Below are 15566 nucleotides of genomic sequence, written 5' to 3' on the forward strand. Positions count from 1 at the left end.
TATAATATTATAATAAATTCAATGACAGCGTCTGTTTACATTCAAAAGCTTATGGTGTATGTTGGACTTATTGATTGCACCCATACGAATACATACTAATTTGAAGGGTAAAAATAAGTATTATGGTGGAAACCCGTAGAAGGTTGAACCAATTTTACGCTGAGATGTTGACCAAAAACTAAATAAATGCTGTATAATAATTAACTTTGCGGCAAAATACTTAGATAAAATTTAGCGATCCTTCGCAATAAGTAGAATCGGCGAGATTGATCGGTAAAGCGCATCGTATAAAAACAAAATACTTTATGAAAAAACGCATAGCTATTTTCGCGTCCGGCTCCGGCTCTAATGCTCAAAAGATCATGGAGCATTTTAAGTATAGCCACGACGCGGAAGTTTCTTTAATATTGACTAATAATCCCGAAGCTTACGTATTACAACGTGCCGATAACTTTGAAGTTCCCTCTCACGTATTTGACCGTCACGAGTTCTATAATACCGATAATATAGTTGAGTTGTTAAACCGGATGCAAATAGATTTAATTGTTCTTGCCGGTTTCTTATGGTTAGTTCCGGAAAATCTACTTAAATCGTTTCCGAATAAAATTATTAATATACATCCTGCCCTACTACCTGCCTACGGTGGAAAGGGAATGTATGGAGATCGTGTACATAAGGCTGTATTGGAAAATAAGGAGGAGGAGTCGGGCATCACTATCCATTATGTAAACGAACGCTTTGATGAGGGCGAGATCATTTATCAAGCGCGTTTCAAAATAGAAAAAGATGACAATTTAGAAATGGTAAAATTTAAGGGACAACAGTTGGAGCATCAATATTTCCCTAAAGTTATTGAAAACCTCTTGAAAAGAGTTGAGGGGCATAAGATAACTGATTAATTAGTCTTTTTCCCCGTTAAGGTTTCTCTTGCTGATGTTTCGGGTAAATCAGCGATTCGTGATAAGGTTATTTATTATAGAAAAACCTATACTATCTACCGATTTTGCCGCGTTTGCAAGTACCACAACGGCAACTTTCTTGCCTGGAACGAAAGCTAAAAAGCTACTGCTTCCAAAGGTTCCCCCATTTTGCCAGAAAATTTCCTGAAAGTTTTCAATATTAATATGCCATGACAAGCCGAGATCCTGAGTTTCCGAAACCAGCCAAGACGGTTTATGTGTCAACGCAATGGCTTTACCTAGTACAGTATTCGGGATGTTTATGTTGCTTTCGGCAAATTTAAGCAAATCCCTTATTGTGGATTTTAACGATCCCGCTCCGCTCAGAGCCAAAAAATGCCAATGCGGAGTCAGTTCTCCCTTATTATTATAAGTCGGAATAAATTTCGGTAATTTATCTCCACTCGGAAATTCGGTTGTGTTTTCTAATTCCAATGGGTCACAGATCGTTTTTTCTATTAATTCATTGTACGAAGAATTCTTTTTATAAGCCAATAAGTCTCCGATAATCCCGTATCCAAGATTGCTGTATTCATAAACGGAATCGGGTTTGTTTATTTGGCTATAACTCTTAAGATAGGAAAATAACGCTTTACGATCGTAATCTTTATAGGGGTCTAAGGGTTCGCTTGGAACTATATTGTCCGGTAAGCGTGGTAAACCGGATGTATGGGTCGCTAAATTTTGAAAGGTGATCTTCTCGAGTTCTTTGTTTTGAGCGATACTATCCGGGAGATACTTAACAATTGGATCATTTAGGTGGATACTATCTGTCAACGTTGCATTTGCTAGAAGGGTGGCAGTAAAAGCTTTGCTGATGGATCCAATTTCAAATAAAGTTTCCTGATCAGGGAGTGTTTTATTACCTCGTGTGGTTTCGCCGTAATAATAGTAACCCGCTTTACCATTATGAATAATACCGATGGCTAGACCACAAGTACTGGGGTCGTTCGTATACTGAAGCGCAAGTGAATCGACTAAATTATCAATGGTGCTTTCCATTGTTTTTGATTCGTCTGCTAGCCTATGTCCTGTTGTATCCTCTATGGGATCTTCTTTTTTCACAGATGGTATTGTATCTCTTTCATTGACGGATTCCTCAAAGGGTTGGAAAAGGAATGTTTCTATTTTTTCATTAGAATCAACCCGCAAAATGAGCTTCAAGGTCTTTTTAGAAAAGACGAGTTTAAAATGCTCGAGGTCATTCTCATTTTTTATAAATGAAGAAGTTTCTATAGTACCTAGTGGGTAAAGTTGCTTAATTAGCAGCGAGTCGAGCTGGGCTTTCGACACGGTCGTCTTTGCGTGCTGGTTCCACTGTTGATAAATGGAGTCAGCCTGATGTTTGTTGAAATAGTTTTTGAATCTGTTTACTATTTTACTGCTGTTTTCTTCTTGGGCTGAGCACAGATGACAAACAAAAAGAAAGAAAATAGCGATCAGCGAATATCGAAACATTAATGGTGAGTTTGAAAATATTTTAAATGTCTAAAACCTGTTTGAGTCTTGAATAGCCTGATTTACTTACATTTACCTTCATGTTGTTGTTTAGTATTGCGATGTGGCTTTCCTTTTCAAAAGGTTCAAGTCGCACAATGCTATCCACGCGTACTATATAAGAACGATGAATTCTTACAAATATGTTAGGATCGAGCTCTTTTTCGAAAAAAGCCATTGTTTTATTCTTTAAATAGGCTCCTGTTGTGGTATGTAGGCGTACATAGTCATCATCCGCTTCCAGACAAATCAAACTATCGGTGTTGATTACGTTGATTTTACTGCCGGTTTTTACTACAATGCGTTCCAAAGAAGGGGAGGGGCTCATGGTCTCCAGCATCTTTTTTGTTTGCTCCTGTTCAGTTGTGCTCTTTAAATTACGTTGCTGGAGAAATTTATTCATGGCCTGATCGAAACGCGGCTTGCTGATTGGTTTAAGCAGATAATCTATTGCATATTTTTCAAATGCTTTAATTGCGTATTCATCAAAAGCTGTTGTAAAAATGACAGGCGGTTGCTGGTCAATCAGCTCAAGCATTTCAAAACCATTGATTTTTGGCATTTGGATATCCAAAAAACCAAGTCTGGCTGATATTGCATAATCGCTTTTGCTCCTTCAAACCCATCATTACATTCTGCAACGATTTGTACTTCCTTATAGTCGGCTAAATATTCACTTATTATGCTTCGCGCAAGTGGTTCATCGTCTATCAAAACAGCTTTAATCATTGTTGTGGTATTTTTATATTGCTTGTAAAGATATGCGCTGTATGATGAGTTTGCAACAAATCTGTGCGTCCAAACAATAAAAATAATCTCCGCTGTACACCACGTAGTCCAAAACCAGTACCCTTATGGGGGTTGCTGCTTTCTTTATCAAAAGGGTTTTGAATGGCCACCAATAAGTGGTTTTCATCTTTTTTTGCCCAAATGGCAATTTTTACCTGGCCCGTAGTGTCATACAAACCATATTTAATGGCATTTTCTACGAGAGGCTGTAAAATCATAGCAGGTAAGAGGCATTCTTCGCAGTCCTCCATAAGTATATCCGTATCTAGCCGATGGCCAAAGCGGACTTTCTCTATTTCTAGATAGAGTTTCAAATGTTCAATCTCGTCTTTCAGCGGAATAAGTTGTTGATCGTCTTTTCGAAGAGTTCCACGCAAAAAGTCAGATAATTGAAAAGTCATGTTTCTTGCCTCTTCGGGTTTTCGTCCAATAAGCGCAATGATGGAATTTAAACTATTAAAAAGAAAATGCGGTTGAAGCTGCTGTCGGAGATTATAGAGTTCCGCTTCGCGAGCCAGTTTCTCAGCATCTGCTTTTCGCTGTTCATTTTCCTTTTGATCATGTAGTGTGTTCCAAAGCACCTGCATAATTGCTACCCATGCGATTATCAAGCTATTGGTGCAATAGCGTATAGGAAGGGATAAATCAAGGAACGCTAAATAAGATTTGTCGCTTATAATATATTGCATCACATAGCGATTGATGGTTAGGCTGATCGCGGCCAAGCATAATCCCCAAATTATAATGTAAAAATAACGTTCCTTGCGAGGCTGATAATAATTAAATTATTAGCAATGATATAACACGCCGCTGCGATGGTTGTGGCGCTGATTAAACTGTCAAGGAGCGTGAGTTCAACGTTAAAATCAAACCAAAGCAATAAGCCGGTTTGTATAATAAGCGTACCTACCCAAACGGATACACAGCTGACTGCAATGAGCTTTTGCTTTGACGTGATGAGCGGGGTTGACGCCATTGGATAAATGCTTAAAATGATAATGATTAGATACTTTTGATTGTAATACCACCAAAAATTGAGGTGCCTTTTATAATCAAATTCTTGCGATTATCTACAGCTACATTATTAATAAATCGCTTGTCTTCCACTCCTCCAAAAATAGCCGTCATTTCCGGGTTTACTTTCCAGTGAGCAGGAACGAGAATGGTTGTACCTCCGAAAATCTGTACGACTTCCAAAATGACAGGATGTTGAATATCTGCTTGGATTAAATTAATATCGGCTCCTCCCATGATATTGACGATGTCTCCGCCTTTGAAATTCTTTGAATAAATATTCTTTTTTACCTGTCCGAAGATAGAAACGGAGTCGATATAATCTTCGTTAACTTTGCTCGATGACTGTTCAGCCTGTTCATAAAATGCATCAGGTTCGGCTTTCGGGGCCGAACCTTCTTGATTTTCATCTTCTGTTGAAATATCCGCTTCGCTGCTCACCCTTCTATCCCAATCAAGATCAGATTGATGTGGTGGGCTGTAATTCGAGAAAGGGCTTGTTTCTTTTGATGGTTCTCCGTAAGGACCCTTTTGGGGGTCAACGGGAGGGGGAGAGGAAAAGCGGCCCCTGTTTCTGCCTGCAATTAGCCAACAACCAAGGAGTATGATAAAAGCGGGCCAAAAAAACCTACCAAGACTTACATCGAACATCCGTTCTGTTAGGAAGAAACAACCGATAAGAATCAATATAAAAGATGAGGGCTTTTTGAAGTTATTTCGGGCTCCCAGTACCAAGCCGATAACAATTAACCACATAGGCCACGAGAATAGCCAGTTAGGAAAATCGAATATAAAGCCAAGTGTTTTTGATAACATGGAAAAACCGATGATAATAATAATAAGTCCTACCCACACTCTGCCGGAGTTTGACCTATGTTGAGGAGCTTTATAGTTATTCATATGTATAGTATTTATTGATGATCGTATGAGAAAAATCATGTATATTGCTGTTCTCTGCATAACATAGATTGTTCATACTTTATCTTTTTTTTGTAAATATAAATGAATATTTCACTTTAGTTTCATCAGAACTTGGCGGATGCACACAGTTTGTCGGTAAAAGACCTAATTTTATCGGTAAATGAGAAGAGAGATTCTTGAAAGCTGTCAAAGATGCCATGGCTTGGTTTTTGCTCCAATCTTTGACTGTTAAGATACGCTAATATGAACAAAATATACTTTTTCTTACTTGCTATTCTATTAAGCATTCAAGCTGAGGCCTCTAACTATCCGGAGGTGCTGTTCGAAAACAGTTTGATGCCAAAGAGTTACTACTATTCACAGTCGTCCTTTGCCGGTAACAGTTGGATCAACCACATGAATGGCCATCTACCGGTAGTGGATAGTGTTTTTTTACTCCGGGAAATTCGCTTATGTTGAATTATATTTCCGGAAATGAGGGTGAGTGGAAATCGGTTATCCACTATAGCAGCGATTATGGTCATTTACCCAAAAACAACGACTTATTGATTTTTTAAGATTTTTGTTTCAAGTGCTACTGCGAAAACAGAATTACCTAATATACAACTCGCTCAAGGTGAAAATATCTCCGAAGAGGTTAAAATTCAATCTTTTATAAAGAACTATCAGGATAATGCGTGGTTGTCGGTTGAAATTCCTTTGAAAGGCATCGGGAATTTAGACAACCAAGCACCGATAAGCAGTATAATTTTTAAGCAGGGAACGAATATGGATGGCAAGGAACATCGGTTATTTATTGATCAAATTGAATTCTTGCCTACTAAAACCCCCGATATGAAGCTTACCGGCAAGGCTGTACTCTCATCTGTAGAGGCTCATGAAAGACACGTTGATATTATGTGGCAGTTACCCCTCACGCCCAGTATTCGCTACATCAAAATATACCGATCTGAAGATAACCAAAACTTTGTCCCGGTTGCCGTTAGACCAATCTCATTTAACAAGTATACTGACTTCGTTCCGCGCACAAATGTGTCTTATTATTACAAAATCGCTTGGGTTGATTATCAGTATCGGGAATCACCCTTTTCGGAAATTAAAACAGCTGAAACTAAATTGGCGGGAGATGAAGACCTGTTAAATTCAATTGAGAAATCGCATATCGCCTATTTCACAAATGAAACGGAGTTCAATAGCGGCATGCATAAAATTTCTCCGTTGGTTAGTGATGCCAGTATTTCTGTGAAAGGGACGGGGATTGGCATTTTGGCTCAAGTAATTGGTGTAGAACGAAAATTTATTCCGCGGCAACTACTGTTGGATCGTTTAAAGAAAATCGTTAAATTTTTGGGAAGGGCAACTACTTATCATGGCGCTTTTCCGGAATTGCTTAACGGGAGATCCGGTAAGCCTATCATGACTGATTCTTGTGAAATAGCGGCCAATATTGAGTCTACGGCTTATTTAATGCAAGGTTTGCTGGTTGCTCGAAATTATTTTGATAAGGAGAGTGCTGACGAGAGTGAATTGAGAGACGCTATTTCCTCTCTATGGAACGGGGTGGATTGGACGAAATTTGTGAAGGAAGGAAATGGCTATCATCTATACAGTGTCTGGTCTCCTGCCTGCTCATTTACTAAGTCGGCGCCAATAGGAGGGTACAACGGTAGCTTGATCGCTTATCTATTAGCAATCGCTTCACCAAGTCACGCAATTACTCCCGCCTCCTATAAGCTTGGATTTAAACAGCCACTGAAGTATGTTGGTCCTGCTATTGGTAGATTGTCGACCTCTGTTAGTGATACGTTACTTTTTGGGAAAAATGGGGAAAAACCCGAGCTTTATAATCGTGAATCATTCATGATCGACAGTACCTATTACGGAATCCGATTGGTGGCGGGATCCGTACAAACTTCACTGATCGAACAGCAACTGCCTTTTTTGGCTATCAATCCGAGGAGCCCTATTGATAGCACGGTCAATTATTTTGATAATCAATGTGATTTGTCAATGATTTACTATCGGGCAGCTTTGGACAGCGGTGAACAGTTTGTGAGCATAACAAATTTACTGTGGCCTTATGTTGGGAAGGATTCGGCTTTTGTAAATCGTTTTAATCCTTCCGCAGCCATTGCGACTTATCCATATACACCCACGATCGCTATGGAAGCGCTCAAAAATTATTACAGAAACTTGGGAAGTTTTTTATGGACAGAATATGGGTTTAGGGATGAATTTAATTTTAAAGATAACTGGGTTTCCGGAAATTTTGACCCTATTCACCAAGGAATTGTTCCCATTATGTTGGAAAATGCACGCACCGGTTTAATATGGAATCTTTTTATGAAGGATCCGGATATTAAATTGCTTGTTGAAAAGATACGATAATGATTACAGTAGCCTTCTATAGTCGTGTATAGAAGGCAATCTGCGCTATATGATTTAGCAGATTTGGTTGGGTATTTCTTTTCGAAAATTGATTCATATAGCCTATTTCTAAATCATATTTTGGTGAAAATCGATAGCCGAAAGCTGCATAGGCTCTGTTTTGATCAAATAGGCTCCCGTTAACATTATCCTTATTTTGAATGTTAAAGAACAATTCGTTTTGAAGTGCGAGGAACCATCCCTTATTAAAGGGTTGTTGTAAAGGGCTATTGATAGGAATAATTCCCCTAATAAAATATCTCGCCCTCTGAGTAAAAACGCTTTCATCAGGACGCTTTAAAAAACGTTGCTCAAGTCTGAATCGATGTTGAACAGGGATATTTAGAAGCCTACCGGTGATGATATATTGCTCCCAAATTCTGTGTTCCGTTAATCGCGGCTGATCACCTGTTAATTTGTGTGTCACAAGAGTCGTTGCATACCCCGCTGAAGCGGTTTGATTGGCGCTGACGTAATAATTCACTCCAGGCCGGATTAAGATAAGTGAGTTTTCGTTCCAGTTCTTCCCTGCCCGAAATTGAATATCGTTATTCATTCCCCACTTGGCATTGAATTTAATATTATTAAACCATGCGTACCAGTTTCCGAATTGATTGTCCTGTGCTTTAATTGATGTTTGGGGAATCAGAAGGCATATTATAGCCATCAAGCCAAAGAGTGTGTTAACGAATTTGGATGCTGTTCTTTTCATCGAATGGTTAGTGTTTATATAGTGATTTGAAGGGCTTAAAATAAGAAAAAATCAATAAAATTTATAATTTGCCAGCTAAAGCAAGTACTGTTATCAATTATAAGCATATGTCAAGTACTATTTCAAGGAAACGTTTAAGAGCTATTATTGGAGGGTCTATCGGTAATTTAGTTGAATGGTACGATTGGTACGCCTATTCTGCATTTACCATTTATTTTTCTGCTTCTTTTTTTCCAGGAGACAACCGTACCCTGCAACTTTTAAATACAGCAGCTATATTTGCTGTTGGATTTCTAATGAGGCCGCTAGGCGGATATGTATTTGGCTTTATCGGGGACCGGTTTGGTCGGAAAAAATCAATGACTTTATCTGTTTTATTAATGTCTCTCGGTTCATTGATTATTGCCTGTTCGCCTACCTATAACCAGATTTGCGTGATTGCTCCTATTGTGTTGTTAATTGCAAGATTATTGCAGGGGTTGAGTGTAGGTGGAGAATATGGTGTATCGGCTACTTACCTTTCCGAGATGGCTACACCCGATAGGCGTGGTTTCTATTCGAGCTTTCAATATGTAACACTCATTGGAGGACAGTTAATCGCCTTGGGAATCCAGTTACTTTTACAGAAGCTTTTACTGAGCGAAGAGGATCTGTTTATGTGGGGATGGCGGATACCGTTTTTTATCGGAGCAGTTTTGGCGGTGGTGGCCCTGTATTTGAGACAGCATCTGGATGAAACGAGAGCTTTTAAACAACAGGAACTACTACAGGAAAAAAAGGTTCTTTACAGCTATTAATACAGCACCCTAAGGAGATATTGACGGTCATTGGTTTGACGTTAGGGGGAACCTTGGCTTTTTATACTTACTCCACGTACATGCAAAAGTTTCTTGTTAATACCGTTGGGCTTGTTAATGCAGATGCTACTTTAATCACGTTTCTTGCTTTATTGATTTTCGCGGGACTGCAACCGATTTTCGGTTTACTATCGGATAAAATCGGAAGAAAACCCCTGTTACTCGCTTTCGGTGCGCTGGGAACTCTTTTTACGGTGCCTTTATTGAATGCTTTACAATATGTCGAAGATAAATGGCAGGCTTTTTGGTTGATACTGCTAGCATTGATAATAGTTAGTGGGTATACGAGCATAAATGCTATTGTCAAAGCAGAGCTCTTTCCGGCAAAAATTAGGGCCTTGGGAGTTGGTTTACCTTATGCGTTAACTGTTGCAGTGTTTGGCGGATCAGCAGAATACATTGCCTTATGGTTTAAAAATATAGGACACGAAAATTACTTTTATTGGTATATCACGATATGCATTGCCTGCTCGTTATTCGTATATCTGGGAATGCAAGACACAATGCGCCGATCTCAATTAAATAATGAGCCGAATGGTTGATACAGAAGCGCAATACCAACTCCATAGGAAGGATTGGCTCAGATGTTAACAAGTTTAAATATGAACAAAGCTTTTACAACACTATTCTTAGGACTACTTTTGTTTTGCCTCTCAAGCTGCGAGCACGATAAAGTCTGTAACATAATGGACTATATCTATATCTTTCCCGAGCAGACCATTGAAGAGGTAGCCTATATAAAGGTATATACCAATGAACGCGATTTTACGGAAGGACAACATGCCGTTGAACCTGATAGCCTGTCGAAGAGTCAACTGGTTTTACCCACGGACCAAACCTCGATTCCCTTCATCGATATTCGGTATGCTGATGGAACTAACAGCTGGTCAAATCAGGCTGAGCTGGGGCGTTTGGCCCAAAAGTCTATTGAAAGCGCCGGCTGTAAGGCAATTTTTTCATATGCTGACAATACAACGCTGAAAAATACGATTAATAGTTCGGCCGTCTATCTGCATTTAGCCCTTCAACAACTTAATCAGAATGGCGGAGAGAAAACTTGGTTGATTGACCGTATCTACGATGAGGATAAATTGGATGTAACAGAAAGACCGGAATGGCAGTGTGTAAAAGGGTTAAAATTCACATTTTATAAGGGTGGAAAAGGGGCAAAAGTGAAAATTGATGCTCCAGTGGCAGAAGGTGTGTGTGGCGTCTTTGAAGAGCTTTTCGGAGAGAAATCAGAAGTGTTTGCCACCTATTCGCTAGAAGGGTCAAATCAAAAAGAATTGAGAATTACGGTTCCTGCTGTATCGGATGCATTAAAAGAGCAGCTAACTTTTCAAGTTCTTGAATCAGACTACGATTCTCTCAACATAAGTTTAACGAATGGTAGCTCTCAAATAGGATATGCTACTCTCATTCCTTCCAATCATGATTAAATTAAGGGTGTCCTATATTCCTAGGCTAATGAAGTGTAGCTGGCTTTTACTCGTTCTACTGATTAGCAATGTGGTGCAAGCCCAAACGTTGCAAGACTATGAAATGCAGGTGCGAGATATTGAACGTTTTGGTAACAGTTATTTTGCAGCGTATACCAATTTATTTTCTTCTAATTTTGGTTTTTCCCTCAATCAGGGCTGGCAAGGCGGGGCTATACCGAAGCAGGCAGGTCATTTGTCTTTTAGTTTAGTAGGATCCACCGCTATTATTCCTATCAATGACGGGAATCGTTATATTCGCATGGATCAATTATATCAAAGCGCAAACATAATCGCTGCCCCTTTAACCCCTGGTATGTTCACAGATGCCAAAGGAGGTGCTATCAGTGTTTTTCTATTAGACCCTGCCACAAACAATAGATTAGTTAATCCAGTTACGGGTGATTATCTGAGCGCAAATTTCAATATGATTGATGGGATCGGCACCGGCGTAGGAGTCACTCCCTTCGTTATGCCGCAACTGAGTGTGGGGCTCGGAAAAAGTACCGAATTGTCTTTGAGAGTAATGCCGTTTGCGATAGGATTAAATGAGGGTAAAGTGGATGTATCTGCATGGGGCGGGGCTATCCGACATAATATTTCTCAATGGTTTACTGACGATGAAGATCCTAACTTTACCGTTAACTTACTGCTTTCATATATGCGAAACAAGACGAGTTTTACACCGAACGGAGAACGTTTTTTAACCTTTAATAATGACTATTTTAGTACAGCGGGCACTTCCTTGGAGTTATCACATCACACTAAAACACAACAGGCTTTAGCTTTTTTTAACTATCGAGTAAACTCTTTTGTAGAGATTTATGGACATGGGGGAGTCGTTCATCAAACAAGTGATTTGGGAACTAATGGTGTTTTCAAACTGAAAATAAATGATGCGTATGTCCGGGATGTGGTGGAAGAAACAGGCTATGAATATAGAGACCTATTTAAATCGAGTATTAATGAAACCGTAGCAGCGGGTGGCTTTGGCCTTTTGCTAGGGAGCGGTTTTGTTAAAGCAGAGGTTCAATATACCTATGCCAATACACATATTGCGTCTTTAGCGTTGAGGGCCACCCTACTAAAAGGAGACTAAGAAATAAGCTGTTTTTACTGCATTGCCATCTAATATAAATAGGAGAGGAATTAAAAGTGAAAGAATGTTGAAAATCGCTTTTAATTTAACGGATTAATGTTTACCTTTGTTGTCCCAAATTTTGACAATAGAAAGGGGGTATAAAGAGCATGATTATCGTAAATGTAAAAGATGGCGAATCGTTAGATAAAGCCTTGAAGCGTTTTAAGAAAAAATTTGAAAAAACTGGAGTGTTAAGAGAGCTTCGTGCGCGCCAAGCATACGAAAAAAAATCTGTTACCCGCCGTACTCAAATTAAAAAAGCGATCTACAAACAATCATTGAACCAAGATACGGTTTAGAAAGTAGATGTCAATTATATAGGCCGTTCACAACAAGGTTCTGTGAACGGCTTTTTTGTTTAGTTTTCATCCCATCCTATACGATCTTCCTGAGGCCAGTGTGCGGTTTCTTGGTCTGCCAATTCCAGAAGTTCAAAAAATGTGTCCATATGAGCGGTGAAAGCTCGTAGTTCATGGTAATACCAGGGAGTGCCATTTGCAAATAAATGCTCGAGATATCCCATATAAATTCTCCGGAAATTTCGGCTAAGAAATTTAGGATGAAAAGATTCAAAATAGGACAGGAGTTCCTTTTCAAGTGTTTCTGTAAACATGACGGGCCCATATGAATGATTTCCATTGCTCTCTTCCAGATGACTCCAAAATTTTTCGAGATATTGTATCAGGTTATTGGTGAAGGTGTCGTCATCTAAAGACGGTACTTCTTGAATTGGGTTGGGTAAAGTGATTCCGTTGATTTGCGCAGTAGGGTTTAGGTTTGTTTCCTGATCACCTTTTGTTTGGATATCATCGGTTGATTTGTTGTATTTAAAGTTTAGATCTGCAATTAAGAAAATTGCTTCGACTGCTTTTTCCAGGTATTCGTAAATCGCAACAGATTCATACAATAATTCGGTACCATCGAAGATACTTTCGTTGGTATAAGCATACGTTAGCAGGTCATCCAAAATTTCTCGCCACTCATTGAGGTTACGATATAAAAAGAATTCTTCCAAAAAAAATCCGATATCGTTTATTTCCCGATTTTCCAGCTTCCTGAAATGTGCAGCGCCGCTATTTATTCTTTTTTCAATATCGATACGGTCTGTTGCCCAAGATGATTTTTGGTAAAGGGGATGGGTGTCCGGAATTCTTAGCTGAGGTATAGGTTGATGATACAGTACCCATAGCACCTCAATGACTGAAATTAGTTGTCGACAGTTATAAGCATAGTCTTCAGAATTGACATAAAACTTTCCGTTGAAATCTGATTTTCTTGTTGTAGCGGCATGAAGAAAAAAAAGGATGTCTTTCCTGAAAGTTTCCACCTCTGTTTCAAAATAGCAGAAGTTTTCGATAAAAGATAAGGGAGTTTGGATAGCATCTTCCGTTAGGTAACGAAAGTTGCTTGTTCGGATTGCTTCGTGAAGATTTTCCATAAATTAAAGTTTAAAAAAATTGTATTGATGGTTATTCATAATTGCGTACCTTAGAGGTATTCAAATATAGTATATTTTTATGTTATAAAAAATATTTTTTGATATTATGATAGATCACTTAGATAGAGCGGAATTAGGGCCTTTATTTAAAGAGGCACGATTGTTAAAAAAGATGACTTTAGAGCAGTTTTATGGTGGAATTGCCAAACATGTCAATAATTTTTCGTCGATTGAAAACGGTGGTAGGGTTGTAGGAAAACGGTTAGCAAAAGATATTATTGACTATCATAATATAAGTTTGAAGTGGCTTGAAAAGAAAGAGGGCGCGCCATTTTTATCAAATATACCCTATAAGCATAGACAAGGAGGGAAAGAAGTTCGCTCGGCAAATGAATCGTTAGAGAGAGAAGTACCTTTTTATAATATTCAGCCCGATATGGTATTTAACGGAGCGGATGTTTTTCAGGAAGTGCCCGAATTTTATGTCAATTTTCGTCCTTTTAATGATTGTACAGCCTATCTACCAATATACGGTGATAGCATGAACCCGAAATTTACCGGCGGGGATATAATCATCGTTAAGGAAGTGTCAAACTTGGAAGTGATCCTTTGGGGGGAAGCCTATCTGGTTGTTACCAATGAGCAAGCCAATAAATTGGTTACCGTAAAATTGCTGTTTCCGCACTCAGATCATACTAAGCTCGTATTGCGAGCGGCCAATCCGGAATATGCAGGAGACACCATTGTTGATAAGAAAGCCATTGTCAAACTTTTCATTGTAAAAGGTAAAGTGGCTAGGAAACAGCTATAATATGATCTGTTTTTACGATATTTAAGAACTGAAATGCAAAGCGGTATAAGCAGTTTTAAAGTAGGGTGTCCGTTTCGGATGAAATATTGGTAGAAACAAGTCAACACCAAAAAAAGAAGATATGTATGTAGAACGATTATGTCCTTTCTGCGGTTTGAGAAACATTATTCCGAACATACGCTAAAGGCCTATGAAAAAGATGTCCGTAGTTATCTGCAGTTTTGGGTTGCCGAACAGATATCATTTGAGGAAGTGGGGCACAAGCAATTGCGGTACTATTTATCGATACTGATGGACAGCGGCCTAGAGGCGTCTTCCATTAATAGGATATTATCCTCATTACGTACCTATTATAAATTCTTACAAAGGGAAAGTCTTTACGGAGCAAATCCTACCTTATTGGTTAAAGCCTTAAAAAAGCCGAAAAAGTTACCTGTCGTTATCCAAGAAGATAAATTGAACCAGTTACTGGATCACGATCATATCTTTCAGGACAATTTTGAAGGACAACGGGATCGGCTCATTATCGAATTGCTTTTTGGAACCGGGATGCGTTTGACTGAATTGATACAATTACAGGAGAAAGATATCGACTATTATAATCAGACGATCCGCATTTTAGGCAAGCGAAATAAAGAAAGGATAGTGCCTATGCTGCCTCATTTAAAACTTTTAATCGAACAATATTTAAAATTAAAAAAAATTGAAAATTTAGATAACAATTCCTTAACTTTAGTCGTTACTATAAAAGGTAAACAAGCTTATCCAAAGCTTATTTATCAAGTAGTAATTCGTTATTTGTCACTGATAACCTCTCAGCAAAAAAAGAGCCCCCATGTGCTAAGGCATAGCTTCGCAACAGCGTTATTGAATAAAGGGGCAGATTTAAATGCTATTAAAGAGTTATTAGGTCATGCAAATCTAGTCGCAACACAGGTATATACGCACAATTCTGTGGAACGATTGAAATCTATTTACAAACAAGCTCATCCCAAAGCTTAAAAAAGGAGGATTTATGAACATTACCACGCAATCTATTCAATTTAAAGCAGACAGAAAATTGGTAGACTTTATTCAACGTCGTGTAGACAAGCTGGATCAGTTTTTTGATCAGATCATAGCAGGTGAATGTTATCTGAAGCTGGAAAACGTGGAAGACGAAGCTAATAAAATTACGGAGTTTAAGTTAAATATCCCAGGGAATCAGCTTTTTGCTAAAGGGCAGGCCAAAAGCTTTGAAGAAGCGACGGATTTGGCGATAGAGTCATTGCGTAGGCAAATAAATAAACACAAAACAAAGACAAGAACTAAAGTGACACATCATAAAGAAGTGCTGGCTGAAGTGCAGGAAGAAGAGCTCGGCTAGTCGTATTCAATTTTTATTGGAAGAATCCCTTAAGGAGAAAGTCCTTGAGGGATTTTTTTCGTTCATTACAACTGTAGCGAAGGGAAGTTGTCTGAAAGCGGAAAAATTTGGAAAAATATTTCCCTGATAATTAAGCTATTTGGTCAGGCGGGCATT

Annotated in this window: 17 protein-coding genes; 11 read left to right on the top strand and 6 right to left on the bottom strand. The window is 38.7% G+C overall.

The annotated features are described in order from the left end of the window. Positions 1–305: 305 nt before the first annotated feature. The gene (gene purN, locus QT327_RS17730) at positions 306–899 is read left to right on the top strand and encodes a phosphoribosylglycinamide formyltransferase (RefSeq protein ID WP_130856878.1); all 594 of its coding nucleotides are present in this window, start codon (positions 306–308) and stop codon (positions 897–899) included. A 48-nt stretch (positions 900–947) separates the two neighbouring features. Here the strand turns inward: purN and QT327_RS17735 are convergent, their stop codons facing one another. The 4 genes from QT327_RS17735 to QT327_RS17750 all read right to left on the bottom strand — a co-directional run bounded on the left by QT327_RS17735 (position 948) and on the right by QT327_RS17750 (position 5159). Beyond that, entirely contained in the window at positions 948–2417 is a 1470-nt protein-coding gene (locus QT327_RS17735; RefSeq protein ID WP_130856879.1) for a serine hydrolase domain-containing protein, read from the bottom strand. A 22-nt stretch (positions 2418–2439) separates the two neighbouring features. Continuing rightward, complete coding sequence (locus tag QT327_RS17740; protein WP_354004787.1) at positions 2440–3018, bottom strand: LytR/AlgR family response regulator transcription factor; 579 nt, start codon at positions 3016–3018, stop codon at positions 2440–2442. A gap of 163 nt (positions 3019–3181) precedes the next feature. Next, a complete protein-coding gene (locus QT327_RS17745; protein WP_289553600.1) occupies positions 3182–3934 on the bottom strand; it encodes a sensor histidine kinase in 753 nt (250 codons plus the stop codon). A gap of 313 nt (positions 3935–4247) precedes the next feature. Then, positions 4248–5159, bottom strand: a complete 912-nt coding sequence (locus QT327_RS17750; protein WP_165447018.1) for a LiaF transmembrane domain-containing protein — start codon at positions 5157–5159, stop codon at positions 4248–4250. Between the two features lie 264 nt (positions 5160–5423). Between QT327_RS17750 and QT327_RS17755 the strand changes: the two genes are divergently transcribed. Together QT327_RS17755 and QT327_RS17760 are read left to right on the top strand one after the other, a co-directional pair. Continuing rightward, positions 5424–5639, top strand: coding sequence for a hypothetical protein (locus QT327_RS17755; RefSeq protein ID WP_289553601.1), 216 nt, complete (start codon positions 5424–5426; stop codon positions 5637–5639). A 222-nt stretch (positions 5640–5861) separates the two neighbouring features. Next, the gene (locus QT327_RS17760) at positions 5862–7568 is read left to right on the top strand and encodes a glucoamylase family protein (protein WP_289553602.1); all 1707 of its coding nucleotides are present in this window, start codon (positions 5862–5864) and stop codon (positions 7566–7568) included. Positions 7569–7584: 16 nt separating this feature from the next. On the opposite strand, the gene QT327_RS17765 is transcribed toward QT327_RS17760, so the two are convergent. Next, positions 7585–8319, bottom strand: a complete 735-nt coding sequence (locus QT327_RS17765; protein ID WP_130856883.1) for a DUF2490 domain-containing protein — start codon at positions 8317–8319, stop codon at positions 7585–7587. 107 nt (positions 8320–8426) lie between these two features. On the opposite strand from QT327_RS17765, the gene QT327_RS17770 reads away from it, so the two are divergent. From QT327_RS17770 to rpsU, 5 genes are all read left to right on the top strand, one after another. Then, positions 8427–9116, top strand: a complete 690-nt coding sequence (locus QT327_RS17770) for an MFS transporter (RefSeq protein ID WP_289553603.1) — start codon at positions 8427–8429, stop codon at positions 9114–9116. A 35-nt stretch (positions 9117–9151) separates the two neighbouring features. After that, positions 9152–9718, top strand: a complete 567-nt coding sequence (locus QT327_RS17775; protein WP_256377673.1) for an MFS transporter — start codon at positions 9152–9154, stop codon at positions 9716–9718. A gap of 144 nt (positions 9719–9862) precedes the next feature. Beyond that, on the top strand, positions 9863–10615 hold the full coding sequence (locus QT327_RS17780; RefSeq protein WP_130856885.1) for a hypothetical protein: 753 nt from the start codon (positions 9863–9865) through the stop codon (positions 10613–10615). A 28-nt stretch (positions 10616–10643) separates the two neighbouring features. After that, complete coding sequence (locus QT327_RS17785) at positions 10644–11753, top strand: DUF6588 family protein (RefSeq protein WP_130856886.1); 1110 nt, start codon at positions 10644–10646, stop codon at positions 11751–11753. 149 nt (positions 11754–11902) lie between these two features. After that, positions 11903–12094, top strand: coding sequence for a 30S ribosomal protein S21 (gene rpsU, locus QT327_RS17790; RefSeq protein ID WP_013665669.1), 192 nt, complete (start codon positions 11903–11905; stop codon positions 12092–12094). Between the two features lie 59 nt (positions 12095–12153). Here the strand turns inward: rpsU and QT327_RS17795 are convergent, their stop codons facing one another. Next, positions 12154–13233 carry a hypothetical protein gene (locus tag QT327_RS17795; protein ID WP_130856887.1) on the bottom strand — a complete coding sequence of 360 codons (1080 nt, stop codon included), beginning with the start codon at positions 13231–13233 and terminating at the stop codon, positions 12154–12156. A 106-nt stretch (positions 13234–13339) separates the two neighbouring features. Between QT327_RS17795 and QT327_RS17800 the strand changes: the two genes are divergently transcribed. From QT327_RS17800 to hpf, 3 genes are all read left to right on the top strand, one after another. Then, positions 13340–14044 carry a LexA family transcriptional regulator gene (locus tag QT327_RS17800; protein WP_130856888.1) on the top strand — a complete coding sequence of 235 codons (705 nt, stop codon included), beginning with the start codon at positions 13340–13342 and terminating at the stop codon, positions 14042–14044. Positions 14045–14182: 138 nt separating this feature from the next. After that, entirely contained in the window at positions 14183–15046 is an 864-nt protein-coding gene (locus QT327_RS17805; RefSeq protein WP_289553604.1) for a tyrosine-type recombinase/integrase, read from the top strand. 13 nt (positions 15047–15059) lie between these two features. After that, the gene (gene hpf, locus QT327_RS17810; RefSeq protein WP_013665673.1) at positions 15060–15410 is read left to right on the top strand and encodes a ribosome hibernation-promoting factor, HPF/YfiA family; all 351 of its coding nucleotides are present in this window, start codon (positions 15060–15062) and stop codon (positions 15408–15410) included. Positions 15411–15566 lie beyond the last annotated feature (156 nt).

The sequence above is a fragment of the Olivibacter sp. 47 genome, assembly GCF_030372825.1.
Lineage (GTDB): Bacteria > Bacteroidota > Bacteroidia > Sphingobacteriales > Sphingobacteriaceae > Olivibacter > Olivibacter oleidegradans.